The 23661-nt window shown below is 66.0% G+C and carries 28 protein-coding genes and 1 tRNA gene; 11 read left to right on the top strand and 18 right to left on the bottom strand.

Features of this window, described 5'->3' with window-relative positions; genetic code table 11:
• Window positions 1-84: 84 nt before the first annotated feature.
• The gene (locus IBX22_RS20450; RefSeq protein WP_194817117.1) at window positions 85-462 is read left to right on the top strand and encodes a PH domain-containing protein; all 378 of its coding nucleotides are present in this window, start codon (window positions 85-87) and stop codon (window positions 460-462) included.
• Between the two features lie 20 nt (window positions 463-482).
• Window positions 483-908, top strand: a complete 426-nt coding sequence (locus tag IBX22_RS20445) for an HIT family protein (protein ID WP_194817116.1) — start codon at window positions 483-485, stop codon at window positions 906-908.
• A gap of 51 nt (window positions 909-959) precedes the next feature.
• Here IBX22_RS20445 and IBX22_RS20440 read toward each other — a convergent pair.
• The 3 genes from IBX22_RS20440 to IBX22_RS20430 form a co-directional block, all read right to left on the bottom strand.
• Window positions 960-1031, bottom strand: a tRNA-Thr gene (locus tag IBX22_RS20440).
• A gap of 115 nt (window positions 1032-1146) precedes the next feature.
• On the bottom strand, window positions 1147-1389 hold the full coding sequence (locus IBX22_RS20435) for an MbtH family protein (protein ID WP_011207082.1): 243 nt from the start codon (window positions 1387-1389) through the stop codon (window positions 1147-1149).
• A 150-nt stretch (window positions 1390-1539) separates the two neighbouring features.
• Complete coding sequence (locus IBX22_RS20430; RefSeq protein WP_194817115.1) at window positions 1540-2373, bottom strand: alpha/beta fold hydrolase; 834 nt, start codon at window positions 2371-2373, stop codon at window positions 1540-1542.
• A gap of 101 nt (window positions 2374-2474) precedes the next feature.
• Between IBX22_RS20430 and IBX22_RS20425 the strand changes: the two genes are divergently transcribed.
• The 4 genes from IBX22_RS20425 (at window position 2475) to IBX22_RS20410 (ending at window position 6693) form a co-directional block, all read left to right on the top strand.
• Window positions 2475-2666, top strand: a complete 192-nt coding sequence (locus IBX22_RS20425) for a hypothetical protein (RefSeq protein ID WP_194817887.1) — start codon at window positions 2475-2477, stop codon at window positions 2664-2666.
• Window positions 2667-2778: 112 nt separating this feature from the next.
• Complete coding sequence (locus tag IBX22_RS20420; protein WP_194817114.1) at window positions 2779-4338, top strand: trehalose-6-phosphate synthase; 1560 nt, start codon at window positions 2779-2781, stop codon at window positions 4336-4338.
• A gap of 154 nt (window positions 4339-4492) precedes the next feature.
• Window positions 4493-5170 carry a response regulator transcription factor gene (locus IBX22_RS20415; protein ID WP_309234703.1) on the top strand — a complete coding sequence of 226 codons (678 nt, stop codon included), beginning with the start codon at window positions 4493-4495 and terminating at the stop codon, window positions 5168-5170.
• On the top strand, window positions 5170-6693 hold the full coding sequence (locus IBX22_RS20410; RefSeq protein ID WP_194817113.1) for a cell wall metabolism sensor histidine kinase WalK: 1524 nt from the start codon (window positions 5170-5172) through the stop codon (window positions 6691-6693). Before IBX22_RS20415 ends, IBX22_RS20410 begins: the two co-directional genes overlap by 1 nt.
• Before the next feature lie 16 nt (window positions 6694-6709).
• Here IBX22_RS20410 and IBX22_RS20405 read toward each other — a convergent pair whose 3' ends face one another.
• The 12 genes from IBX22_RS20405 to IBX22_RS20350 all read right to left on the bottom strand — a co-directional run bounded on the left by IBX22_RS20405 (window position 6710) and on the right by IBX22_RS20350 (window position 18185).
• Window positions 6710-7201 (bottom strand): h domain protein, encoded by a 492-nt coding sequence (locus IBX22_RS20405; protein WP_194817112.1) that lies wholly within the window; start codon window positions 7199-7201, stop codon window positions 6710-6712.
• Window positions 7198-7965: a hypothetical protein gene (locus IBX22_RS20400; RefSeq protein WP_194817111.1), complete on the bottom strand. Its 768-nt coding sequence runs from the start codon at window positions 7963-7965 to the stop codon at window positions 7198-7200. Before IBX22_RS20400 ends, IBX22_RS20405 begins: the two co-directional genes overlap by 4 nt.
• Window positions 7962-9377: an MCE family protein gene (locus tag IBX22_RS20395; protein ID WP_194817110.1), complete on the bottom strand. Its 1416-nt coding sequence runs from the start codon at window positions 9375-9377 to the stop codon at window positions 7962-7964. The genes IBX22_RS20400 and IBX22_RS20395 overlap by 4 nt, the downstream gene beginning before the upstream one ends.
• Window positions 9374-10597 (bottom strand): MCE family protein, encoded by a 1224-nt coding sequence (locus tag IBX22_RS20390; protein ID WP_194817109.1) that lies wholly within the window; start codon window positions 10595-10597, stop codon window positions 9374-9376. The genes IBX22_RS20395 and IBX22_RS20390 overlap by 4 nt, the downstream gene beginning before the upstream one ends.
• Window positions 10597-11838, bottom strand: a complete 1242-nt coding sequence (locus IBX22_RS20385) for an MCE family protein (protein ID WP_194817108.1) — start codon at window positions 11836-11838, stop codon at window positions 10597-10599. The genes IBX22_RS20390 and IBX22_RS20385 overlap by 1 nt, the downstream gene beginning before the upstream one ends.
• Window positions 11835-12908 carry an MCE family protein gene (locus IBX22_RS20380; protein ID WP_194817107.1) on the bottom strand — a complete coding sequence of 358 codons (1074 nt, stop codon included), beginning with the start codon at window positions 12906-12908 and terminating at the stop codon, window positions 11835-11837. Before IBX22_RS20380 ends, IBX22_RS20385 begins: the two co-directional genes overlap by 4 nt.
• The gene (locus IBX22_RS20375; RefSeq protein ID WP_194817106.1) at window positions 12905-13933 is read right to left on the bottom strand and encodes an MCE family protein; all 1029 of its coding nucleotides are present in this window, start codon (window positions 13931-13933) and stop codon (window positions 12905-12907) included. Before IBX22_RS20375 ends, IBX22_RS20380 begins: the two co-directional genes overlap by 4 nt.
• Window position 13934: 1 nt before the next feature.
• Window positions 13935-15125: an MCE family protein gene (locus IBX22_RS20370; protein ID WP_375540271.1), complete on the bottom strand. Its 1191-nt coding sequence runs from the start codon at window positions 15123-15125 to the stop codon at window positions 13935-13937.
• 9 nt (window positions 15126-15134) lie between these two features.
• Window positions 15135-15986, bottom strand: a complete 852-nt coding sequence (locus IBX22_RS20365) for an ABC transporter permease (protein WP_194817105.1) — start codon at window positions 15984-15986, stop codon at window positions 15135-15137.
• A gap of 4 nt (window positions 15987-15990) precedes the next feature.
• Window positions 15991-16755, bottom strand: coding sequence for an ABC transporter permease (locus IBX22_RS20360; protein ID WP_194817104.1), 765 nt, complete (start codon window positions 16753-16755; stop codon window positions 15991-15993).
• A gap of 294 nt (window positions 16756-17049) precedes the next feature.
• Window positions 17050-17952: a 3-oxoacyl-ACP reductase gene (locus IBX22_RS20355; protein ID WP_309234701.1), complete on the bottom strand. Its 903-nt coding sequence runs from the start codon at window positions 17950-17952 to the stop codon at window positions 17050-17052.
• 44 nt (window positions 17953-17996) lie between these two features.
• Entirely contained in the window at window positions 17997-18185 is a 189-nt protein-coding gene (locus IBX22_RS20350; RefSeq protein ID WP_194817103.1) for a ferredoxin, read from the bottom strand.
• Between the two features lie 154 nt (window positions 18186-18339).
• Here IBX22_RS20350 and IBX22_RS20345 point away from each other — a divergent pair, with 154 nt between their 5' ends.
• Together IBX22_RS20345 and IBX22_RS20340 are read left to right on the top strand one after the other, a co-directional pair.
• A complete protein-coding gene (locus IBX22_RS20345; protein WP_194817102.1) occupies window positions 18340-19533 on the top strand; it encodes an acyl-CoA dehydrogenase family protein in 1194 nt (397 codons plus the stop codon).
• Window positions 19534-19549: 16 nt separating this feature from the next.
• Window positions 19550-20653 (top strand): acyl-CoA dehydrogenase family protein, encoded by a 1104-nt coding sequence (locus tag IBX22_RS20340; protein ID WP_194817101.1) that lies wholly within the window; start codon window positions 19550-19552, stop codon window positions 20651-20653.
• Window positions 20654-20707: 54 nt separating this feature from the next.
• On the opposite strand, the gene IBX22_RS20335 is transcribed toward IBX22_RS20340, so the two are convergent.
• The gene (locus tag IBX22_RS20335; protein WP_194817100.1) at window positions 20708-21250 is read right to left on the bottom strand and encodes a cupin domain-containing protein; all 543 of its coding nucleotides are present in this window, start codon (window positions 21248-21250) and stop codon (window positions 20708-20710) included.
• 30 nt (window positions 21251-21280) lie between these two features.
• On the opposite strand from IBX22_RS20335, the gene IBX22_RS20330 reads away from it, so the two are divergent.
• Window positions 21281-21754: a MarR family winged helix-turn-helix transcriptional regulator gene (locus IBX22_RS20330; RefSeq protein ID WP_309234700.1), complete on the top strand. Its 474-nt coding sequence runs from the start codon at window positions 21281-21283 to the stop codon at window positions 21752-21754.
• Here IBX22_RS20330 and IBX22_RS20325 read toward each other — a convergent pair.
• Window positions 21751-22335 carry a TetR family transcriptional regulator gene (locus tag IBX22_RS20325; protein ID WP_194817099.1) on the bottom strand — a complete coding sequence of 195 codons (585 nt, stop codon included), beginning with the start codon at window positions 22333-22335 and terminating at the stop codon, window positions 21751-21753. The genes IBX22_RS20330 and IBX22_RS20325 overlap by 4 nt on opposite strands.
• Between IBX22_RS20325 and IBX22_RS37510 the strand changes: the two genes are divergently transcribed.
• Together IBX22_RS37510 and IBX22_RS37505 are read left to right on the top strand one after the other, a co-directional pair.
• Window positions 22289-22612: an FAD-dependent monooxygenase gene (locus IBX22_RS37510; protein WP_309234759.1), complete on the top strand. Its 324-nt coding sequence runs from the start codon at window positions 22289-22291 to the stop codon at window positions 22610-22612. The two genes, IBX22_RS20325 and IBX22_RS37510, sit on opposite strands and share 47 nt — an antisense overlap.
• Window positions 22534-22722: an FAD-dependent monooxygenase gene (locus IBX22_RS37505; protein WP_228539214.1), complete on the top strand. Its 189-nt coding sequence runs from the start codon at window positions 22534-22536 to the stop codon at window positions 22720-22722. Before IBX22_RS37510 ends, IBX22_RS37505 begins: the two co-directional genes overlap by 79 nt.
• Window positions 22723-22744: 22 nt before the next feature.
• On the opposite strand, the gene IBX22_RS20315 is transcribed toward IBX22_RS37505, so the two are convergent.
• The gene (locus IBX22_RS20315) at window positions 22745-23581 is read right to left on the bottom strand and encodes an acyl-CoA thioesterase domain-containing protein (protein WP_194817098.1); all 837 of its coding nucleotides are present in this window, start codon (window positions 23579-23581) and stop codon (window positions 22745-22747) included.
• Window positions 23582-23661: the final 80 nt, after the last annotated feature.

Raw genomic sequence — 23661 nt, 5'->3', positions numbered from 1 at the left:
GCGGCGCACCAAGAGGATGATGGTTGGGGACAGGTGTGGATTAAACGCACTGATCCCCAACACATCTGAAGGATGTGGTCAACCGTGGGTCTGATCGACGGAATCATGGGCAATGCCGGGCGGCTCGATCCGGCCAAGGCACAACACGAATACGCGCGGCTGTTCGGCCAGGACGAACAGATCTATGCCGCGTACCTCCTGGTCCGTGATGCCATCCTGTTCACCAACCGGCGGCTGATCCTGGTGGACAAGCAGGGCATGACCGGCCGCAAGGTGAGCTATCACAGCATCCCGTACCGGGCCATCACGCATTTCTCGGTGGAGACCGCGGGCACCTTCGATCTGGATGCCGAGCTCGTCATCTGGATCGCGGGCACGGCCGAGCCGCTACAGAAGCGGTTCAACCGCCAGGTCGACATCTACGAGGTGCAAGGCATCCTGTCGCACTTCGCAGCTGCTTGACCCGGGTTACGCTGCGAGGCATGGCTTCTGTCTTCAGCGCGATCATCGAAGGTCAGCTCCCCGGTCGATTCGTCTGGGCGGACGACGAATTCGTCGCCTTCCTGACCATCGCCCCGGTCACCCCGGGCCACACCCTGATCGTCCCGCGCAAGGAAATCGATCAGTGGCAGGACGTCGACGGCGCGACGTTCGCACGCCTGAACGGTGTCGCCCAGATCATCGGCAAGGCGGTGCGCCAGGCCTGGGACGCGCCGCGCGCCGGTCTGCTGATCGCCGGCCTGGAGGTCCCGCACCTGCACGTGCACGTCTTCCCGGCGTTCACCATGGGCGATTTCGACATCTCCGGCGCCGACCCGAACCCCTCCCCCGAATCCCTCGACGAGGCCCAGGCCAAGATCAAGGCGGCCCTGCGCGATCTGGGCCACGGCGCGAACATCCCGGAGTAGTCCGGCAATACGAAAGGGTGGTCACCATTGGTGACCACCCTTTTCCGTGTGAGCCCCCTGTCAGGATTGAACTGACGACCTTCGCTTTACAAGAGCGGTGCTCTACCACTGAGCTAAGGAGGCGGGTTAAGCGGAAGCCATCATAACCGGGCGCGCCGCCCGCACGACACCGAGTTAACGGTGCCGCGCACGGCGGCGGCTCAGCATAAGTCCCCTGCGCAGCATTCAGATACCGCCGTCAGGACTGGGCGCCCTGACGGGCCGCATCATCGGCGGCCATCGCATCACGCAGGCTCTTCGGACGCATATCCGTCCAGTTCTTCTCGACATATTCAACGCACGCGGCGCGGCTGTCCTCACCGAACACGACCCGCCATCCGGCCGGGACCTCGGCAAACGCCGGCCACAGGGAATGCTGCTCTTCGTCGTTGACCAGAACGAAGAAGCGGCCGTCTTCGTCATCGAAGGGGTTGGTGCTCATTTCACCTCACTGGATACTGGCGCTGTGTACGGGAAGGCTCCTGGGCCCGTCCGGCGCCCCGCTTGTGCCACAGCACAAGTGGAAGCGCCGGATGACTCCCCGAGCGTGTGTCGACACTAGCAAGGCCGACGTTACCTGTAGGGGGTTACCTCATCCCGCGAAAAAATCGAGCAGGATCTTGTTGACCGCCTCGGGTCGTTCCAGGTAGCCGAAGTGCCCCGCATCGGGAATCTCCTGGTAGCGCGCGCCCGGGATGGCTTCGGCAACCTCCCTGGACAGATACGGCGGAATCATCCGGTCATCGGCGAACCCGATCGACAGGCACGGCACGGTGATGCCGCGGTAGGCGTGCACCCGGTCGAAATCGTGGTCCATGCGGCGCTGGGCGCGGATACCGGGAGTGACGGGGCCACCGGTGAACTCGAACAGATCCAGCCAGTCGCGCGCGGCGTTGGTGTTGGCCATGGTGGCCGGCGACAGGTTCATCACAGCGGTCATCGCGGCCTCGTACTTGGCGGGCAGCTGCACCCCGCTGCTGTCGAGTTCATGCTCGCCGAGCGAGAGCGTCTTCTGGAACTGGTCGAGCCGTCCGTGCCCGGCCATGAACACCGCTTTACGCACCAGCTCCGGCCGGGCCAGCGCCAGCTCCTGGGCTACGCGCGCGCCCATCGAGGTGCCTGCGACCAGCGCCGGACCCTCGTCGAGCAGTTCGATCAGGCCCGCGGTGTCGGCGACCATGTCCGCGATGTCGATGCCGGAGGCGGCTTCGAAGGAGGGCGCGATACCGCGGTTGTCGAAGGTGCAGACCCGGTAGCCCGCGGCGACCAGCGCGGGCACCTGGTGTAGCTCCCAGACCCGGCCGGGGCTGCCGGTACCCATGATCATGACGACCAGCGGACCGCCACCTTTGCCGTCGGTGCCCTTGGCCCGGTCACCCTTGACCTGGTAGTTGAGGGGAATTCCGTTTACCGTGGCCAGCGGCATTGTCGACCCTTTCGTGGAGTTTGATGCTGGCCCCCACGGTATAGGGAGCCGCGAGCGGCCGCCGAGGCCATATACCATTGACTATTCGCAGGTACGAGCGTATGAGCCGGGAGGACAAGAAGATGGCCGCGAAGGGCAGCGCGAACGACATCGCGGACGACGAACTGGAGCCGCTCGCCGACGAAACCGCACGTCAGGCTCAGAAAGTAGTGGCGGCTTACGCCGAAGACGCGGACGAGTGCCGGATGCTGCTGTCGATGCTCGGCATCGTTCCGGTCGGCCGGGGCGAATAACGGACTGGGCGGGCGGGTAACACCCGACCACGTTCGACGACAACGGCGCCGTCGACCTCTAGCTTCCTGGCGACACCCCGACGGGAAAACGCGACGCGCGAAGGATCCGTGAATGGACCAGATGACCGACCAGCCGTCCTCCGACTCCGACAACGCCGACCCCAACTCCGGCTTGGAACCTGTCGAATCCAATGGCGCGGGCTCCGGCTTCGTCGTCGTCGCCAACCGGCTGCCCGTCGACCTGGAGCGACTACCCGACGGCACCTCCCGCTGGAAGCGCAGCCCCGGCGGCCTGGTCACCGCGCTGGAGCCGGTGCTGCGGATGAACAAGGGTTCCTGGGTCGGCTGGGCAGGGGTCCCCGATGTGGACGTCGACCCGATCATCGAGGACGGCCTGGAATTGCATCCGGTGCCGCTGACCGCGGAGGAAGTCGCCGACTACTACGAGGGCTTCTCCAACGGCACGCTGTGGCCGCTCTACCACGATGTGATCGTCCGGCCCACCTACGACCGCAAATGGTGGGCCGCCTATGTCAACGTGAACCGGCGCTTCGCCGAGGCCACCGCCAAGGTGGCCGCTGAGGGCGCCACCGTCTGGGTGCAGGACTACCAGTTACAACTGGTGCCGAAAATGCTGCGCATGCTGCGGCCGGATCTGACCATCGGTTTCTTCCTGCACATTCCGTTCCCGCCGGTCGAGCTGTTCATGCAGATGCCGTGGCGGACCGAGATCATCGAGGGTCTGCTCGGCGCGGATCTGATCGGTTTCCACCTCCCCGGCGGCGCGCAGAACTTCCTGTTCCTGGCGCGCCGGCTGGCGGGTCAGCCCACCTCGCGCGGCAATGTCGGGGTGCGCTCCAAGCTGGGCGTGGTGCAGGTCGGTTTCCGTACCGTGCGGGTCGGCGCGTTCCCGATCTCGATCGCCTCGGCCGAGCTCGACGAGCTCTCCCGGCGCAAGTCGGTCCGCGACCGGGCCGCGAAAATCCGTGCGGAGCTGGGTAATCCGAAGCACATCATGCTCGGTGTGGACCGGCTCGACTACACCAAGGGCATCGACATCCGGCTCAACGCGCTGGAGGAATTGCTGATCGAGCGCCGCATCGATCCGGCCGACACGGTGATGGTGCAGCTGGCCACTCCGAGCCGGGAGCGCGTCGAGTCCTACATTCAGATGCGCGGCGACATCGAACGCCAGGTGGGCCGGATCAACGGCGAGTTCGCCGAGGTCGGGCACCCGGTCGTGCACTATCTGCACCGGCCGATCGCACGGGACGAACTGATCGCGTTCTTCGTAGCCGCCGACGTCATGCTGGTGACGCCGCTGCGCGACGGCATGAACCTGGTCGCCAAGGAGTACGTGGCCTGTCACAGCGGCCTGAACGGCGCCCTGGTCCTGAGCGAATTCACCGGTGCGGCAGCCGAATTGCGGCAGTCCTACCTGTGTAACCCGCACGATCTGGACAGCGTGAAGGACGCCATCGTCTCCGCCATCGAGGACGAACGCGACACCAAACGCCGCCGGATGCGCTCGCTGCGGCGGCAGGTGCTGGCTCACGACGTGGACCGCTGGGCCCGCTCGTTCCTGGAGGCGCTGGCACAGGACCAGGTCGCGGGCAGCGCGCTGCTCACCGACGACGACGTCTACCCGGAGGACCGGACGCCGCGCCGGTAGGGCGTTCACAGGAACCTCCCAGCTGGGGTCCAGGGACTTCGCAGTAGGGGGGCGCAGGATGTAGGTCGTGACAGCATCGCGAAGCGATTCCGTGAGGGGTGGCGGTCGGGCGACGGGTGGGCCAGCTGCGTCCACGGAAAGCCCTGAGGCGAAGGTGCTGGTCGTCGACGACGAGCCGATGATCGTCGAACTCCTCGCCGTGAGCCTGCGCTACCAGGGGTTCGAGGTGGAGACCGCCGCCGATGGCGCGCAGGCGCTGGACAAGGCCCGGGTCTTCCGCCCGGACGCGCTGATCGTCGACGTGATGATGCCGGGCATGGACGGCTTCGGGCTGCTGCCCCGGCTGCGCGCCGACGGCATCACCGCGCCGGTGCTGTTCCTGACCGCGCGCGACGAGGTACAGGACAAGGTCGCCGGGCTGACCCTGGGCGCCGACGACTACATCACCAAGCCGTTCAGCTTGGAAGAGGTGGTGGCCCGGCTGCGGGTGGTGTTGCGCCGGGCCGGGCACAGCGCGCCGGAGCCGGCGAGCTCGCGACTCCGCTTCGAGGACATCGAATTGGACGACGACACCCACGAGGTGTGGAAGGCCGGCGAACCGGTTGCCCTGTCCCCCACCGAGTTCACGCTGCTGCGCTACTTCATGGTCAACGCGGGCACGGTGCTGAGCAAGCCGCGGATCCTGGATCACGTGTGGCGCTACGACTTCGGCGGCGAGGTCGGGGTGGTGGAGACCTACGTGTCGTATCTGCGCAAGAAGGTCGATACCGGTGAGCAGCGTTTGATTCACACCCTGCGCGGTGTCGGTTACGTGATGCGGAAGCCGCGCTGATGGGCCGGCGACAGGACGCCTCCCAGGGTGGACGGCTGCAGCGGGTGCGGCAGCGGGTTGGGCGGCGGTTCGGGTCGATTCCGTTGCGAATCACTTTGGTATTGGCGCTGGTTGCGTTGTCGGCGTTGGGTTTGCTTGCTTCGGGGGCGGCTGTCACTTCGGCTTTCGAGAAGTCGCTGCTCAGTCAGACCGATCAGCAGTTGCGCGAGGCCGGGATGTCGCGGGTGACCGTCGCACGTCCGGCGCTGCCCGCTCCGCTGGTCGATCAGCGCATGCCGCCGAGCCCGTTCTACATCGTCACCGAGAACACCAACGGCGCGGGCGCGCTCATCCTCAAACCGTTCGACGTCGAAGCCCGGCCGGACCTCACCCAGATCCATGGTCCGCGGGCGGCGACCATCGGCTCGCTCGACGACTCCCCCGTCCAGTGGCGCGCCCTCACCCTGCACGCCGGCGATACCACCACCACCGTGGCCGTGCCGCTGACGAAGAATGACGACACCATCAATCGACTCATCAAGTTGCAGTTGATGATCGGGGCCGTGGTGCTGGCCGTGCTCGCGGTGCTCGCCTACTTCGTCATCCAGCGCAGCCTGCGGCCACTGAGCCGGGTGGAGAATATCGCCGCCGCCATCGCCCGTGGCGACCTGTTCCGCCGAGTTCCGGTGCGCGGCACCAACACCGAGGTCGATCGCCTGTCCCAATCGCTGAACGGCATGCTCGCCCAGATTCAATCCGCCTTCGCCGCCACCGAAGCCTCCGAGGCGTCGGCACGCGAATCCGAAGCCACCATGCGACGTTTCGTCGCCGACGCCAGCCACGAACTCCGCACCCCGCTCACCACCATCCGCGGTTTTGCCGAGCTGTATCGCCAAACGGGGACGGCAGGAGGCGCAGCCGACGGGGTGGGTGAGCGCAGCGCCACCGACGATCCTGCCCGCTTCATGGGCCGCATCGAACACGAGGCGCAGCGCATGGGCTTGCTCGTCGAGGACCTGCTCATGCTGGCCCGCCTCGACGCCCAGCGGCCCCTCGAGCTCGGTCCCGTCGACCTGCTCACCCTCGCCAGCGATGCCGTCCACAATGCCCGCGCCCGCGCGGCGGCCGCCGATCCGGCGGGCCCGCGCCGCCGGATCGAGCTCGAAATCCATTCGGGTGAGGGCACATTGGAAATCACCGGCGACGAGATGCGGCTCCGTCAGGTGCTGGCGAACCTCGTCGACAACGCGCTCACCCACACCCCGAGCGACGCCGCGGTCACCGTCCATCTGACTCCGGAGTCCAACGAGGTGCTGCTCCGAGTCGCCGACACCGGCCCGGGTCTCCCCGCCGATCAGGCCGCCCGCGTCTTCGAGCGCTTCTATCGCACCGACACTTCACGCACGCGCACCAGCGGCGGCACGGGCCTGGGCCTGTCCATCGTGCAAGCTCTCGTCGCCGCGCACCGCGGCAAAGTCACCGTCGACAGCGTCGAGGGCGAAGGCACCACCTTCACCGTCCGTCTCCCCCGGGAGAACGCCTGAGGGATGCAGGGCGTGGTCAGATCGGGTCGACGTCCGCCACCAGCCAGCGGTCGTTGTCGTTCTCGAGCTTGACCCGCAGGCGGCTCGAGTCGAAGGTGCCCTTGGATGGATCCTTGCCGATGCTCTTCTGGTTGAGGAAGATCATGACCTCGGCCCTGTCCGCATCGGCGGAGATGATGCCGCTTTCGATAACGGTCGCCGTAACGGCCAATTCCTTTTCCTTGGCGCCGGGGGCGAGGACGGTTTGGGTGACCTTGGTCCAGTCTTCCTGGAAGTCCGAGGTCATGTCTTCCATGACCTTGGGCATCTGGGTGTCGATGGTCCGGAAGTTGTAGCCGAACATGCCCTGGACCGCGCGGCGGGCGACCACCAGCGACTCGTCGCGGGCGGTATCGGCCTGGCTGTCGCGCCACCAGCCGTAACCGGTCCAGGAGGCGGCGCCGGCACTGAGGACCAGCAGCAACGAGGCGACGAGCACGATCAGCCGGCCACTCAATTTCGTGGTCATACCACCATCTCCATCGACGTTGCCGTGAAACCGTTGTCGCCGCGGGCGATGGTCACCTTGAACCGGTACTGCCGCTGCTGCTGACCTTCCGCGCCCACGTTGGTGACGATTTGCTTCACCGCGACGAGCACGATCGCCGAATGCTCATCCGAACTCTGCAGGGCCGCTTCGATGATCTCACCCTTCGCGTTGACCTGCGCCTTCTTCACGATGGCGGCGTAATCGTCCTTGCGCGTGGTGTATTCGTTCTTCAGATCGCCGGAGGTCACCGCGAGCACGCGGTTGATGTCGTCCGGCGCGGTGTCGGCGCTGATGTTGGTGATGTTCAGCATCGCCTGCTTGGCCGCCTGGACATAGTCCGCGCCCATGGCTTGCTGGTCGGCGATATTGTTGCGCTGGACCGTCATCCAGACGGTCGCCGACACCAGAGCCACGCTCAGCACGAGCGCCGCCGCCGCGAGGATCCAGGACCGCCGCGACGGTGTGCCGTCGTCGGCGGCCGCATCCGAATCGCCTTCGGCCGCATCCGAATCAGCTTCGGCCGCTGCCGGTTTCGGCTCATCATCGGCCGGGGATTCGTCCGGTTCCTTCGTGGACTCCGCCTTCTTCGTGAGCTCCACTGTCGCGGTCTCGCTGATCACGGGATCGGCCTCGAGCTGCACCGTGCCGGCGGACTCGGCGGATTCCTCGGACTCGACCTGCTCGGTCACTGTCTCTGGCAGCGCCGCTTCCTTGGCCGCCTCGGCGGGCTCGGCTTCCTTCATCGCATCTGCTCCTGAACCATTGCTGTCAGACTTGCCGGAACTACGCCGGAGCCATCGCTTCCGATATTAGCGATTCGGTAGCTACGACCGTCTTGTCCCAAAATTGTTCCGGTACCCGGATCGTACGGACGGATCTCCACCGACGCGGGCCGGACCCCATCCGGTTCGCCAATGGGCTCGCCCGACGGGGTCACCGGATTGGGCGGGCCGGTCTGCGGGTTGTCGCCCAGAGGCAGGTAGCCCTGCGGGTCACGGCACAATTCCGGGGTGGGTGCGCGCTTGCCCGGGAATTCCATACACGGCGTATTGCGAATGCCGCGGACATCGAACGGCGCGTTCTGCGCAATCCTGCAGTACAAGCCGCCGGGGGTCGGGGGTGCGTCCCGAAGGGCGGGCGAGCGGCGCTCTTCAGCGGTGAGGAAGCCGGTGGTGCAGCCCTGCGGATCGTTGACGCCGACCTTGAAGTCGACCTTCGCCCCGTATTCCAGCGGTCCGCTGGTGGCCGCCGTCAGCAGCGCGGCGACCAGCGGCGGAAAGGTAACCAGCAGCTGTTCGACGCCCGGGTCGTACAGGTAGGTGACCTGGCCGATGCTCATGAGATTGCGCGCCAGCATGGGCAGGGTCGGATTCAGATCCTGGAACAGCTGAGTGGCGCTGGCGGCGGCCCCGGGCGTCTTGTCGATGACATTGCGCAAGGCCGGATCGTGTTCCCGCAGCTGATCGGTGAGCGTGGCCAGATCCTGGGTCCACGACCGAATGGCGGTATCGGAGTCGATCTGGGTGTCGAGCAGCGGTCCGATCTTGTCGATCAGGTCCTTGGTGACCTCGGTGTTGTCCTTCGCCTCCTGCACCAGCAGGGCCGCGGAGTCGATGAACTTCTGCAAGTCCGGTCCGGCGCCGTTGAAAGCCGTGAACGCGTCGTCGATGACCTGGCGCAGTTTGGTGTCGGCCACGCTGTTCAGCAGCCGGTCGGTCTGGTCGAGCAAGGTACCGACATCCTGTGGCAGCTTGGTGCGCTCGACCGGGACCACCGAACCGTCGGACAGGTTGCCGCCCTTGGGTTTTTCGGCCGGCACCAGATCCACGTACTGCTCGCCGATCGCCGAGACGCTGCGCACCCAGGCATCGACATCGGCCGGAATCTTGTAATCGCTGTCGATGGACAGGTGGGCGTCGACGCCCTCGGGGGTGAGCCGGACCTCTTCCACCTTGCCGACATTGGTCCCGCGATAGGACACGTTCGAGCTCTCGTAGAGCCCGCCGGTGGCCGCCAGTTTCACCGTTACGTCATAGCGGCCGATCCCGGCCATCGCGGGAATGCCGACGTACCTCCCGCCCATCACCGAAAGACCGATGACGGTCAGGACGGAGAAGATGATGAGCTGAATCTTGACGAAACGGGAGAGTTTCACTTCCCACTCCCTTCGGGAACGGTGATGCCCGGAATGGCGGGAAGTCCGGGAATCGGGCCCAGCCCAGGCAGACTCGGCTGCTGCGGGTTCTCTGCCTTCGGCTCGCGCATCGGCGCCGTGGTCGGATCGATCGGATCACCGTCGGTGCCGCCGGCCTGGCCGAGCACCCCTTCCACACCCGCGTAGCGCTTGCCCAGCGGGGTGCCGGTGAGGAAGTTCTTCGACAGCCGCTCGGAGGTGAGGTCGTAGGTGATCTTCACATTGAGGTAGTCGCCGCGTACCGCGCCGTCCATGTGGTGCATCGAGAACGGGAAGGTCAGCAGCATCCCGAGCGTCGTACTGAGATGGTTTCCGGTATTGGCGACCTCGTCCAGCAACGGCCACAGGTTCGCCAGGTCGGTGGTGAGGTTGTCGCCACCGTTGTCGACGATCCTCGACACCACATCGCTGAGCCCGCCGAGAGCGGTGAGGGTTTGCGTGATGGTCTCGCGCCGGTCGGCGAGCACGGTCAGCGCCGGATGGATGTTCTCGATCGCGGAGGCCAGCTGATCCTGTTGCCGGGCAAGGATTCCCGAGAACCGGTCCAGTCCGCTCATGGCGGCGATGATGTCCTTGGTCTGGGTATCCAGGGTGCCGATCAGGGTGTTCAGCTGCGGCAGCAGATCGCGGATGGCGTCGGTGTTGCCGACCAGGGCCTTGTTCAGTTCGCCGGTGATGTTCTGCAACTGGCTGATACCGCCGCCGTTGAGCACCACCGACAGTGAGGACAGCACTTGCTCGGTGGTGGGGAACGCGCCCGCCCGCTCCAGCGGAATCAGGCCACCGGGCTGCAAACGACCCTGGGCCGCGACATCTTTCGGCGCGGCCAACTCCACGTGGTTGCTGCCGAGCAGACTGGTCTGCCCGATCTTGGCGGTGGCATTGGCCGGTAGCGTCACATCTTTTTCGAGGCTCACGGTCACCAGCGCATGCCAGCCCTCCACCTCGATCCCGGTGACGGTGCCGACGGTCACATCATTGACGCGGACCGGCGAATTACGGTTCAGCGTCGTGACATTCGGCATCTGGATCTTGACTTCCCAGGCGCCTTCGCCGGTGCCCTTGGCGCCCGGCAACGGGAGCGAGTTCAGGCCGTCCCATTGGCAACCGGTGGCGCCGAGGGCGATCGCGAGTCCGATCGCCAAGCCGGCTACGCGTTTACGACCACGGATGGTCTTCATCAGTTGTCTCCCGGAAGGGCAAGTTCGGCAAGGCTTTCGGGCACGGAGACTTCGCCACCCATGCGCGCCCCCACCTCCGGGGTGCTGGGGATCAGCTGCTCCGGGTAGGCAGTCGCATTAGAGCCCGGGTTGAGCATCAACGGCGGGTAGTTCATCGCCAGGTTCTGCAGCACCGGTCCCAGCATCTGGGCGCACAGGTCCGCGCTCTTGTCGGCCTCGTTGGCACCCAGCGCCTCGACCGAACCGCACAGGAAGCTGACCGGATTGGCGAAGTTGGTGAGCACGGGGTAGCCACCGAGGCTGCCCTGGGCGGGGTTGTAGATCTGGTAGAAGTTCGTCAAGGCGGTCGGGCCGGAATGCAGTACTCGCTCGACCTCGGGTCGCTTGTCCACCAGCAGTTGGGTGACGTCGGTCAACCGTTGCAGACCCTCGGTCAACGCGCCGCCGCGGTCCTCGATGAAGCGCTGCACATCGGCAACGGCGATATCCAGGTTGTCCAGCCCCGCACCGAGATCGGTCGAGACTCCGGCCAGCACCGACGACACCGAAGCCAGGCGGCCACCGAACTGCACGATCTGATCGTTGCTCTTGGACAGCACGTCCACGAACTGCTGCAGATTGCGGATAGTGGCGAAAAGGTCGGTACGTCCATCCGACAGGGTGTTCAACGCACCGGACAGTTCCCGCAGCGTGTCGCGGAAGGCTTGGCCGTTGCCGTCGAGATTGTCGGCGGCGGTGTCGATGAAACGGCCGAACGACCCCTGCTCGTCCGTGCCGACCGGACCGAGACTGGTTGCCAGCTTGGACAATTCGGTCTTGATGTCGTCCCATTCGACCGGGATGGCGGTGCGCTGGATCGGGATGGTCGCGCCGTCGCTCATCTTCGGCCCACCGGTGTAGGCGGGGGCCAACTGGATGAACCGTGCCGACACCAGCGACGGCGATACGATCACGGCCTTGGCCTCGGCGGGCAGATCGATGCCGCGGTCGACCGTCATCTTCACCGTCACCTGCTCCGGGCCGGGTTCGACGGAATCGATGGTGCCTACCTGCACGCCGAGTACCCGGATCTCGTCACCGACGTACAGGCCGCTGGTGGACGGGAAATGCGCGGTGATCTGTTTGGTGCCGACGCGGGTCACCGCCGAGTATCCGACGAAGGCCACTATCGCCACCAAGGCCACGAGCGCGACAACTCGCGTCCAACGAGGCAAATTTCCCACGTTTTTCAGAGCGTTCATTTACCTGGCTCCGTTTCTGCCGGGTAAAGGCCTGGGGCCCGATGGTTTCCGTTGTCGAGGTAGGACCTCAGGTCAGCGGGCAGATGCTCCGGCCAGACCAGGGCGTCGACCAGGGGCTGCAGGCCTTTACTTGTCGCATTGACGATGTACGACTGGAAGTACGGGCCACTGCCGACCTGCTCGCCCAGCGCCGCCGCATACGGGCCGAGCGCGTCGAGCGCGTCGGACAGGTTCTGCTTGTTGCGCTGGAGCAGACCCAGCACCGAATTCAGGCGGTCCAGTGCGGGTTTGAGCTGCGCCTCGTTGTCGTTGACGAATCCGGTGATCTGCTGGGCGAGACTGTTGACGTAGGTGATCAACTGTCCGATCGCGGCCCGGCGGGCGTCGAGTTCGCCGAGGAGTTGATTGCCGTCGACGAGCAGAGCACTGATCTTCGCCGCCCGATCGGAGAGCACCTTGGTCACGCCTTGCGCCTTGCCCAGCAATTCGGTGAGCGCCTGATCCCGAGTATTGATGCTGCGAGAAAGCGCGGAAACGCCCTCCAGCGCGGACCGCAGCGGCGCCGGGGTATCGGCGAAGGTCGCCGACAACGCGTCCAGGGTCGTGTTGACCTGGTTCATGTCGAGCCCGTGCACGGTGGTGGCGAGTTCGCTGAGCGCCTCGTTGAGCGAGTAGGGAGAAGTGGTGCGCTCCAAGGGAATCGGATCGTACTTTCGCATCGTGCCGTTGCCCAGCGGGGTCACCTCGAGCGACTTGCGCCCCAGCACCGTATTCGTCTTGATGGCCGCTGTGGTCTTCGTCCCCAGCACGATGTTCTCGTCGAGGTTGAAGCGCACGAGCACCTTGGCGCCGTCGAGGCTGACCTCTTCGACCCGACCGGATCGCACACCGGCGACCTGTACGTGATCGCCGGGCACCAGACCGCCCGCGTCACCGAAGTACGCCGAGTATCCGACGCCGGAGGCGATGAAGGGCAGTCGATCGAACTGCAGGGACGCCAGCGAGATAGCCACGGCCAGGACGATGCCCACGATGCCCATATTGATCAGGGGCGAGCGATTCTCGTTCACTTCTCGCACCTTCCGGTGGTCTGCGCGCCCGGCAGCTTGACGAGCAGCGGCTTGCCATCCGGACCGTCGACCAGCAGGTCCGTACCGCACACGAAGGTGTTGAGGAACGACCCGTAGGAACCGATACGAACCAGCTTCTTGTAGGCGTCCGGCAGATTCTGGATGATCCACTCGATCTCGGCGGACTGGTCGTCCACCTGCTGCGAGACGCGACCGAGTTGGTTGAAGGTGGCCTTCAGGTCCGGTCGCGCCTGCATCAGCAGTTCGGTCAGGTCGCCGGTGGCTCCGGCCAGCCGCGGAATCGCGTCGCCGATCGGATCCTTGTCGGCGGCCAATCCGCTGACCAGGCGCTGCAGTTCATCGAGTGTGGTGCCGAACTGCTGATCACGATCGTCGATGGTGGTCAGCACGGTCTTCAGGTTCTCGATCACGCTGCCGATCAAGGCATCTCGTTCGGCGAGCGTCTTGCCGAACGAGCCGGAACTGTTGAGCAGCGACACCAGCGTGCCGCCCTGGCCTTGGAAGATCTGCAGCAGCGCCTCGGTCAGATCATTGACCTGCGCCGGGTCCAGGCCGCGCAGCAGCGGTTTGAACCCGCCGAGCAGCATGTCCAGATCCAAGGCCGGCTTGGTGCGATCGGTGCCGATGGTGGACCCTTCGCGCTGCACCTCGGAGGTGCCCGGCCCTTCCAGCAGTTCCATGTACCGATCGCCGACGAGATTCTCGTAGCGGATCGCCACCTTGGTACTGGCGTAGAGCTTGTACTTGCGATCGACATCGAACTCGACGTGCGCGAGGTTGTCCTTGCCGACCGAGACCTCGTTGACCGTGCCGACCGGCACACCGGCGATGCGCACCTTGGCGCCGGGCAGCATGCCCGACGAGCTGGTGAACACCGCGCGGTAGCCATTCTCCATCGAGAAGCGCATTTGGCTGAAGATCACGCCGAGCATGCCCAGCACCAGCACCATGACAAGGGTGAACAGGCCGAGCTTGACGGTTACCGCGCGCGGTTTGAGCGCCATATCATTTCACCCCCGGAAGTCCGGCGAACAGCAGCTGGAACACGGTGGAGTCCAGGTTCGGCCTGGTCTCCGGCGTCCACACCCGACCTTCCGAGGTATCGGTGACCAGGTACGGGTGGATCTGTCCGGGCTGATGGTCGAGCGTTCCCTCGCAGTGCGGGCCGCCGGTGGCGTTCACCTTCGGTAGATCCTCCGGGTACTTGTAGGGCTCGCCGGCGGGCATGATGCTGGCGTTGAACGAGACCGCCGGGTACCGGCCACCGAAGATCGAGCCGTAGATCGGCATCATCTGGCCGAGGCCGACAACGGTGCAGTAGACCGCGGATCGGTACTCGTACAGCGTCCCGGTGGTGGCCGTCAGTAGTGAAAGCGCTTCCACCAGTGGCGATTCGGTTTCGTTCAGAATCGGGGTGGCGGTGTCGGCCAGCCCGATGAGGTTGCTCAGCAACAAATCGAGCTGCTGGGCGGACTCCGAGATGGTGGCGCTGGTGACGACCGTGTTGTCGGTGGTGCGCAGCAGATCCGGCACGGTGTCGGCGTACAGGCCGGTCACCTGCGCGGTCTTGTCCAGGTCCTGCTGCAAGGTGGGCAGCATCGGGTTGATCTCGCGCAGGAACGCGTCACTGTCGACGAGCAGCTTCCCGAGCTTCTCGCCACGCCCTTCCAGCGCCGAGCCGAGCGCGGTCAGCGTGGCGTTCAGCTTCTCCGGCTCCACCTTCTGCAGCACATCGTTGAGATGCTGGAAAATCGTATTGAATTCGACGGTCACCGATTTGGCCGCCACGAGCGCGCCCGGCTTCAACGATTCACGCGATGGTGATTCCGGGGCGACGAAGTTGATGTATTTCGCGCCGAAGACGGTGGTGGACCGAATATCGACCAGGGCGTTGGCCGGCACCAGTTTCAACTGGTCCGGATCCATCGCGAGTTCGATGTCGGCACCGTTCGCGGTCTCCTTGATCCCGGCCACCCGGCCGATTTCCACGCCGCGGATTTTCACCTTGGCGTCCGGATCGAGCACCAGACCGGCGCGCGGCGCGGCGACGGTCACCTTGGCGGTGGAGGTGAATCCGCCGAGGAAGCTGACCAGGCAAAAGGTCACGATCAGGACCAGGCTGAGAATGAAGCCGAGCCCGATCAGTTTGATGAACCAGCCTTGTTCGACAGTTCTTGTGGGTCTTGTTGTCACGATGTCCCGCCCCTAGCCGGAGAGATGGAAATTGCCGGAGGTGCCGTAGATGGCCAGCGACATCAGCAGTGTCACCGTGACCACGGTGACCAGCGAGGCCCGAACCGCGTTCCCCACCGCGATTCCCACACCGACCGGTCCGCCCGCGGCGTGATAGCCGTAGTAGGTGTGGATCATCATGACCGCGATCGCCATGATGATCGCCTGCCCGAACGACCAGAGGATGTCGCTGGGAATCAGGAAGGTCGAGAAGTAGTGGTCGTACACGCCGGCCGACTGCCCGTAGATCACCACGGTCGCGAAACGACTGGCGACGAACGAGGCGATGACGGCCAGAGAATAGAGCGGAATGATGGCGATCATGCCCGCGAGGATCCGGGTGCCGACCAGGAAGGGCACCGGACGGATGGCCATGACCTCGAGCGCGTCGATCTCCTCGGCGACCCGCATGGCGCCCAATTGCGCTGTCGAGCCGGCGCCGATAGTGGCGGCCAAGCCGATGCCGGAGATCACCGGGGCGGCGATGCGCACGTTGATGAAGGCGGCGAAGAAGCCGGTCAGCGCCTCGACGCCGATATTGCCCAGCGAGCTGTAGCCCTGCACCGCGATGGTGCCGCCGGCCGCCAGGGTCAGGAAGCCGACGATCACGACGGTGCCGCCGATTACGGCGAGAGCGCCTGTGCCCATGGAGATTTCGGCGATTAGTCGGATGGTCTCGGCGCGGTAGTGCAGGAATGCCCGCGGCACCGAGCCGATCGACTGGCCATAGAACAGCGCGTGCTTGCCCACCGAGTCGAAACCATCGGACATCCGGCGCACCCGCCGGACGAAACGGGGGAAACGGGAATTGATTACAAAGGCCATGTGATCACCGCGCCGCGAATTTGATGCTGACCGCGGTGGCCACCACGTTGATGACGAACAGGGCCATGAAGGCGAAGACCACGGTCTGGTTGACCGCGTCGCCGACGCTCTTGGGTCCGCCCTTGACGTTCAGCCCGAGGTAACAGGCGACCAGTCCGGCGACGAGGCCGAACAGCGCGGCCTTGATCTCGGCGATGATGAGTTCGGGCAGTTTGGTCAGCAGCGTGATGCCGTTGACGAACGCACCCGGATTGACGTCCTGCAGGAAGACCGAGAACAGGAAGCCGCCGAGGATGCCGACGGTGCAGACGAGTCCGTTGAGCAGCGCCGCCACGAACATGGAGGCGAGTACGCGGGGCACCACCAGGCGCTGTACCGGGTCGATGCCCAGCACGCGCATGGCGTCGATCTCCTCGCGAATGGTGCGCGCGCCCAGATCCGCGCAGATCGCGGTGGCGCCGGCGCCGGCCACGACGAGCACGGTGACCATCGGCCCGATCTGAGTGACCGCACCGAAGGCCGCGGCCGCACCGGCGAGGTCGGCCGCGCCGATCTCGCGCAGCAGGATGTTGAGCGTGAAGATCACCAGCACCGTGAACGGAATCGCCACGAACAGGGTGGGGAAAATGGAAACTCGGGTGATGAACCAGGCTTGATCGACGAATTCGCGCCGCTGGAATGGTGGCCGCACCGTGGCGCGGGCGGCAGCGGCGGTGAGCTCGAAGAACCCCCCGACTGCCCGCAACGGTACGGCGAGGACATCATTCATTCCTGCGATTCCTCCTGCGCGGCAAGGACGTCGTGCATCCGCGATCCTCCTTGCTCAACGTGCTCGTGTTGCTGACGGCACGGCCCCACCCGGGAGCCGCATCGCTCGGAACGATTAGAACATGTTCACTTAATAGCCGTGAGGTTTTGGTCACTTTTGAACTGCGCTTATCCCCGGAATCAGCCTATGTATTTGCAACGTGTGTCAGTTTTGTCTGCTTAAGGCCTTGTGAGCCGTCACACACATCGACACCCATGTCTAACAAAGTCGAGTGCGGTGATCAACGTTTGTGCTTCAGCCCAACTCGCGCAGCGCGGGGCCCGCGGAGAAAGTCTGGTCGGCGGGACGATCGGCGAAATAGCCGCCGAGGGTCGCCGCGAGGTCGTCGGCGGCCCACTGATCGCCACTCGCGTCGAAGCGCTGCTCCACCACCGGGGCGGCCATCAGCGCCACCATCGGCCCGTAGACCACGAACAACTGACCGCTCACCTGCTCGGCCGCGGGCGCTGCCAGGAAGGCGACCAACCGGGCCACATGATCCGGCGAGAGCGGATCCACCGATCCTTCCGGAGCCTCGGTGAACACGGCCTCGGTCATCGCGGTGCGCGCGCGGGGCGCGATCGCGTTGGCGCGCACGCCGTATTGGGCCAGCGCTCGCGCGGCCGTCAGGGTCAGCGCGGTGATACCCGCCTTGGCGGCACCGTAATTGGCCTGACCCGCCGGGCCCAGCAGGCCCGCCTCCGAGGAGGTGTTGATCAGGCGGCCGTAGACCGGAGCGCCCGCCTCCTTGGACTTGGCGCGCCAATAGGCCGCGGCATTGCGGGTCAGCAGGAAGTGCCCGCGCAGGTGTACGGCGACGACCGCGTCGAACTCCTCGTCGGACATGTTGAACAACATCTTGTCGCGGGTGATGCCCGCGTTGTTCACCACGATGTCGACGCTGCCGAAGGATTCTTGCGCGGTGCGGAGCAGCGCGTCGGCGGTGCTCCGCTCGGCGATGCTGCCCGCGACGAACTCCGCTTTCGCGCCCAAAGCCCTTATCTCGGCGAGGGTTTCGGCGACGGCCGGGCTCTCGGCGAGATCGTTGACCACCACTGCGGCGCCCGCGGCGGCCAAGGCGAGCGCCTCGGCCTTACCCAGTCCGGCGCCGGACCCGGTGACGATCGCTACTTTGCCGGCCAAGTTAAGTTCACTCACCGGGCCGACTCTAGAACGTGTTCCTGTTACGTGGCAAGCATCGATCAGATGAGCTTCAGCGCCGCCTTCGGGCACTGCGCCACGGCGTCCTTGACATCCTCGAGCTGGTCGGCCGGTACGTCGTCCACCTGAACGTGCAGCTGATCCTCGTCATCGAGTTCGAACACGTCGGGAGCGAATCCGACACAGATTCCGTTGGCCTCGCACTGGTCGAAATCGACTGCGACCTTCATGGTTACTCCTTACATCGGGCCTGGCCCGAAGCCTACAAGCGATGACGGCGGGCTGTGCCGCCATCGAGGGGATCGGAACTCAATACTGGAACATGTTTCAGTCCATATGCAATCATCGGTCTTACTAGATTCGAACGAAGGCTGAGGTACTGCCATGCGCATTGCGTACACGCAGCAGCAGGAGGAGCTCCGCGCCGAACTGCGCGACTACTTCGCGCGGCTGATCACACCGGAGCGCCGGGCGGCGCTGAGCTCCACCACCGGTGAGTACGGCGAGGGCAACGTCTACCGCGAAGTCGTCCAGCAGATGGGCAAGGACGGCTGGCTCACCATGGCCTGGCCCAAAGAGTACGGCGGGCAAGACCGGACCACCATGGATCAGTTGATCTTCACCGACGAAGCCGCCATCGCGGGCGCTCCGGTGCCGTTCCTGACCATCAACTCCGTCGCGCCGACGATCATGCACTACGGCACCGAGGAGCAGAAGAAGTTCTTCCTGCCCAAGATCGCCGCGGGCGAATTGCATTTCGCCATCGGCTATTCCGAGCCGGGCTCGGGTACCGACCTGGCCAGCCTGCGCACCTCCGCGGTGCGCGACGGCGACGATTACGTCATCAACGGCCAGAAGATGTGGACCAGTCTCATCGCCTACGCCGACTACGTGTGGCTGGCCGTGCGTACCGACCCGGCCGCGAAGAAGCACAAGGGCATCAGCATGCTCATCGTGCCGACCGACGCCGAGGGCTTCTCCTGGACGCCGGTGCACACCATGGCCGGCCCCGACACCAGCGCCACCTACTACCAGGACGTGCGCGTCCCGGTGAGCTCGCTGGTCGGCCCGGAGAACGGCGGCTGGTCGCTGGTCACCAACCAGCTCAACCACGAGCGGGTCGCACTCACCTCCGCCGGACCGCTGCTGGTCGCGTTGAACCAGACCATCGAGTGGGCGCGGGATACCAAGGCCGCCAACGGGAATCGGGTCATCGACCAGGAATGGGTGCAGATCAACCTGGCCAAGGTGTACGCCAAGGTGGAATACCTGAAGCTGCTGAACTGGCAGGTCGCCAGCGGCGCCGACCACGGCGGCGAGGCCGCGCCGAAGATGTGGGACGCCTCCACCTGCAAGGTCTACGGCACCGAACTCGCCACCGAGGCCTATCGCCTGCTGATGGAAATCCTCGGCCCGCAGGCCTACCTGCGCCAGGAATCCCCCGGCGCCGAACTGCGCGGCCGCCTGGAGCGCTTCCACCGGGCCGCGCTGATCCTGACCTTCGGCGGCGGCACCAACGAAGTCCAGCGCGACATCATCGCCATGACCGCGCTGCGCCAGCCGGCCTCCGCGCGCTGAGAACAGGGGTATACCAATGGATTTCACTCCCACCGAAGCCCAGAACGACCTGGCCGGCCTGACTGCGGAGGTGTGCGGCAAGCTGGTCACCGCCGACCGGCTGCGCGCGCTCGATACCGAAGGCCGCTACGACGAGCCGCTGTGGAACTCCCTCGCCGAGACCGGCGTGCTGGCCGCCGCGCTGCCGGAAGCCCTGGGCGGCGGCGATTTCGGCATCCTGGAGCAGACCGCGGTACTGCGTGAACTCGGCAAAGCCGTTGCGGCAGTGCCGTATCTGTCCTCCATCGTGGTCGGCGCGGGCGTGCTCGCCGCGTATGGTTCCGCGGCACAGCGGGAATGGGTCGGCAAGGCCGCGTCGGGCGAGGTCATCCTGACTGCCGCGCTGTCGGAAGAACACAATTGGGAGCCCGCCAAGCCCACCACTGTCGCGCGCGAGGCGGACGGCGGCTGGCGGCTGGTCGGCAACAAGACCACCGTTCCCTACGCGGATCGCGCCGCTCGGATCCTGGTGCCCGCCACCGTTTCCGGTGCGCCGGCGCTGTTCCTGGTCGATCCCGCCGATGCCTCGGTGAAGGTAACCGGGCAGCGCGTGGTCGACTTCAGCGCCGAGTTCGAGGTCGAATTGCACGACACCCCGGCCGAATTGGTCGGCACGGTGGAGTCCGGCGCGGAGATCCTGGACTGGATCCTCACCCGGGCCTGGATCGGCCTGGCCGCCCAGCAGCTCGGCACCCTGGAGAAGTCACTGGAGCTGGTCGCCGACTACGCCCGGGAACGCGAACAGTTCGGCAAGCCGATCGGCGCCTTCCAAGCCGTCGCTCAGCGCCTCGCCGACGCCTACATCGACATCCAGGGCCTGCGCCTCGCGGTCACCCAGGCCGCGTGGCGGCTGTCCGAAGGGCTGCCCAGCAGCGAGGCGGTGCACACCGCCAAGTTCTGGGCCGCCGATGCCGGCCACCGGGTCGCCCACACCGTTGTCCACGTGCACGGCGGCGTCGGCATCGACCGCGACCACATCGTGCACAACTACTTCACCGCGGCCAAGCACAACGAGTTCGCCCTGGGTGCGGGCACGGACCACCTGCGCGCCATCGGCGCGGCGCTGGCCAACCCGGCCTGATCCCTAGAACACGAAGCGGCCCGGCGGTTTTCACCGCCGGGCCGTTTCCGACTGTCAGACAGCCTGATTCATCGTGCCCAGCCAGCGCCGCTCGCTCCCCACCCGGCGAGCGATACCGGCCAAGCCACCCAGAATCAAGCGCTGTAGCCCGGCGGGAATGCCGCCGAGGTAGCCGTCCTGGTAGTCCCACAGCAGCCCCAGCGCGAGCGGGTTGCGCGGAATACCGCCTTTCGTGGTTTTGCCGGCCGCGTCCAGTGCGTGCCAGAGCCGGAACATGTCCCAGTGCCGCAGCGGCGGCCGGATCTCGTGGTCGATGATCGTTCCCGCCTCCTCACACCAGAATTCGTGCACCACCCCCGCGGCCGCCGCGGCCGTGCCGCCCGGTCCCACCATCAGTTCCGTGCCGTCGATGCGGAACCGGAGCCGCCCGCGCCGAACGGTCCAGGTTTCGGCCAGCACCGGGTGCCAGTGCGGCCCAGCCTGACGGCCTGCGGGCAATTCGTGCTCGAGCCGGAGGTAGCGGCCGCGCTCGTCCACACCTTCCTCGACGAAGGTGACGCGGTGGCCATTGCGGAATGTGAGGGACCGGCTCTCCATGGGCTCCAATATGAAGGTAACCTTTGTATTGTGTCAATAGCCGCCGACCCGCCTATCACCCTGTTGAAGCTGCTCGTCCAGACCACACGCACCTTCGAAGACGAGCTCAACAGCCGATTGCACGCCGACCTGCACGGCGACTTGCGCCCCGCGCACTACGCGGTCTTCCGCTACCTCGACCCGGCGGGTTCGCGGATCAGCGCCCTCGCCGAAGCCGCGGGCATGACCCAGCAGTCGATGGGTGAATTGATCACCCACCTGGAGCGCTGCGGGTACGTCGAGCGTCGTGTCGACCCGGCCGACCGCCGCGGCCGCCTCGTCGTCCTCACCGAGTCCGGCGAGACCGCCCTCCGGGTGGCCGCGGGCCACATTCGGTCGATCGAGAAACAGCTGACCCGCACCCTCGGCGCCGATGGCCTGGCCACCCTCCGCGACCTGCTCGCCCGAACCGGCGAAAGCCTTTCCGGCACCGCCGATCCCGCCAACTCGGCCGTGCCTTCCTAACCGGGGTGCGAGGTCAGATAACCCTGAAGCGTGGGAGCGATGTCGGCAATGAGCTGATCGGGAGTCATCGCGACAACCGGCGGCAGCTGCAGGACATAGCGGCAGAGCGCCAGGCCGAGCAGCTGACTTGCGATGAGTCCGCTGCGCCGGGGCGCGTCGGCGGGGTCGCCGTAGCGCAGGACGGCGGGCAGCACCTGTTCGGCGAAGACAGCGCGGGCGCGGTCGGCGAGCGCGTCGTCGGTGATGGCGGCACGGAGCAGGGTGAGCATGACCTCGTTGCCCGGCGGTTCTTCCCAGACCGCCAGGAAGCGATGAATCAGCAACTCGCCCAGGCTGTCCGGAGCGGCCGCCGACAGGTCGGGCAGCTCCAGAGCGATGTCGACGGCGGCCGCGAACAGGCCGTCCTTGTTGCCGAAGTAGCGCATGACCATGGACGGGTCGATCTCGGCGTCCGCGGCGATCGCGCGCACCGTCGCCTTGCGAAAGCCTTCGGCGGCGAAACGCGCCCGGGCAGCTTCCAAGATCTTCGCGCGCGTGGCATCCGAGCGGCGCGCAGGGGTTTCGTCAGGCTCGACAGTCACGCCAACGAGTGTAGGCCAACACCCGTTCACTTCCCCAGCCGACCGGCCTACCGTTCAAGCCAACAAGCGTTGGCTGGATCGACTAGTCGAGGGCGCCAACACTTCTCGCGCCGCCGTCGTGCACGCCCGGACCTTGGAGGTGCTCGAAGAAATCGGCCTCGCCGACGAACTGATCGGCCGCGGGATCGTGGTGCCGACCTGGACGAGGCTCCCGAGCACCCGGCAGCCGAGGACATCCAGTCGATCCTCGACAAGCGCGGCCCCGGCGGGGACGTGAAAGTCACCGAGGTGCTGTGGTGCTCGCGTTTCCGGGTACACCACCGGGTCGCCGATCGGTACCGCTCGGGCCGGATCCTGCTGGCCGGCGACGCCGCCCAGTCCCGCTGATCCACTCCCCCAACAGCTTCGCCTACTGCGCGGCGATTTCCGCGGGGTGGCGGTAGCCCTCGCCGAAGTTGACCGCGCGCTGCGCGTTCGCCAACGCCGTCACCACACACGTACCGAACGCCCCATGACGATCGAACAGGGTCGCGCTACCCACGGCCACGCCGTCCGCGCTGATGTGGTTGTCGGCCTCCAGGCCGATCTCCAGCCCCTCCGACGGACGGGCCAGCGCGATGGTCAGGTCGGCGTTGATGAAGCCGACGCCCTCGCTGCCCCAGTTCGTGAGCAGACTGGTCGACTCACCGATGATGGCCGCACCGACGAACGAGGACGGCGCCTCGCCCAGGACCGCGGAAATCGGTGTCTGCCACATCTTCTTGTGGCCGTCGTTCTGATGGTCCCGGATGCGATTGGTCCAGCCGTCGGCGCTGTCGCTGCTGTTCCACCACGGGACGCTCAGGCCGTCGGCGGGCGGGACGTCCGGCGGCTGCGGCGCCTCGGCGCGGGTCCAGCGCTCCCCCGGCGGCTGCTCGGACTGCTTCAGGAAGATCGCGGTCGCGCGCGCCATGTCCTGCCCGTCCTGCTGCAGGACCGCGTCGGCCACCACGATCCGGTTGCCTTCACGCACCACCTTGGTCACCACGGTGGCCGTCTTCTTCAGCGGCGGCCGGAACATGTCGACCGTCAGCCGCGACGGCAGGAAGCCCTCCGGACAGAACTGGCTCTCCAGCTCCCGGGCCAGCAGACCACAGACGGCCGGTCCGTTGATCATGGTGGGCGACCAGGCGCTCTGCGCGAACGGCAGCGGTTCGAAACCATCCGAGGTGGCCTCGAAGAAAGCCAGCGGCGGCAACTCTTCCATTTTCGTTCTCCAGTTCCGGGCGGCGAAAAAGCGGCAAGGGCTGCCGCTCACGCGACAGCCCTTGTCCGGTGATACTTAGC

The organism is Nocardia sp. XZ_19_385, from assembly GCF_015355755.1.
Classification (GTDB): Bacteria; Actinomycetota; Actinomycetes; order Mycobacteriales; family Mycobacteriaceae; genus Nocardia.
The sequence above is the reverse complement of the archived record's forward strand: the minus strand, read 5'-3'. Positions and strand labels throughout refer to the sequence as shown.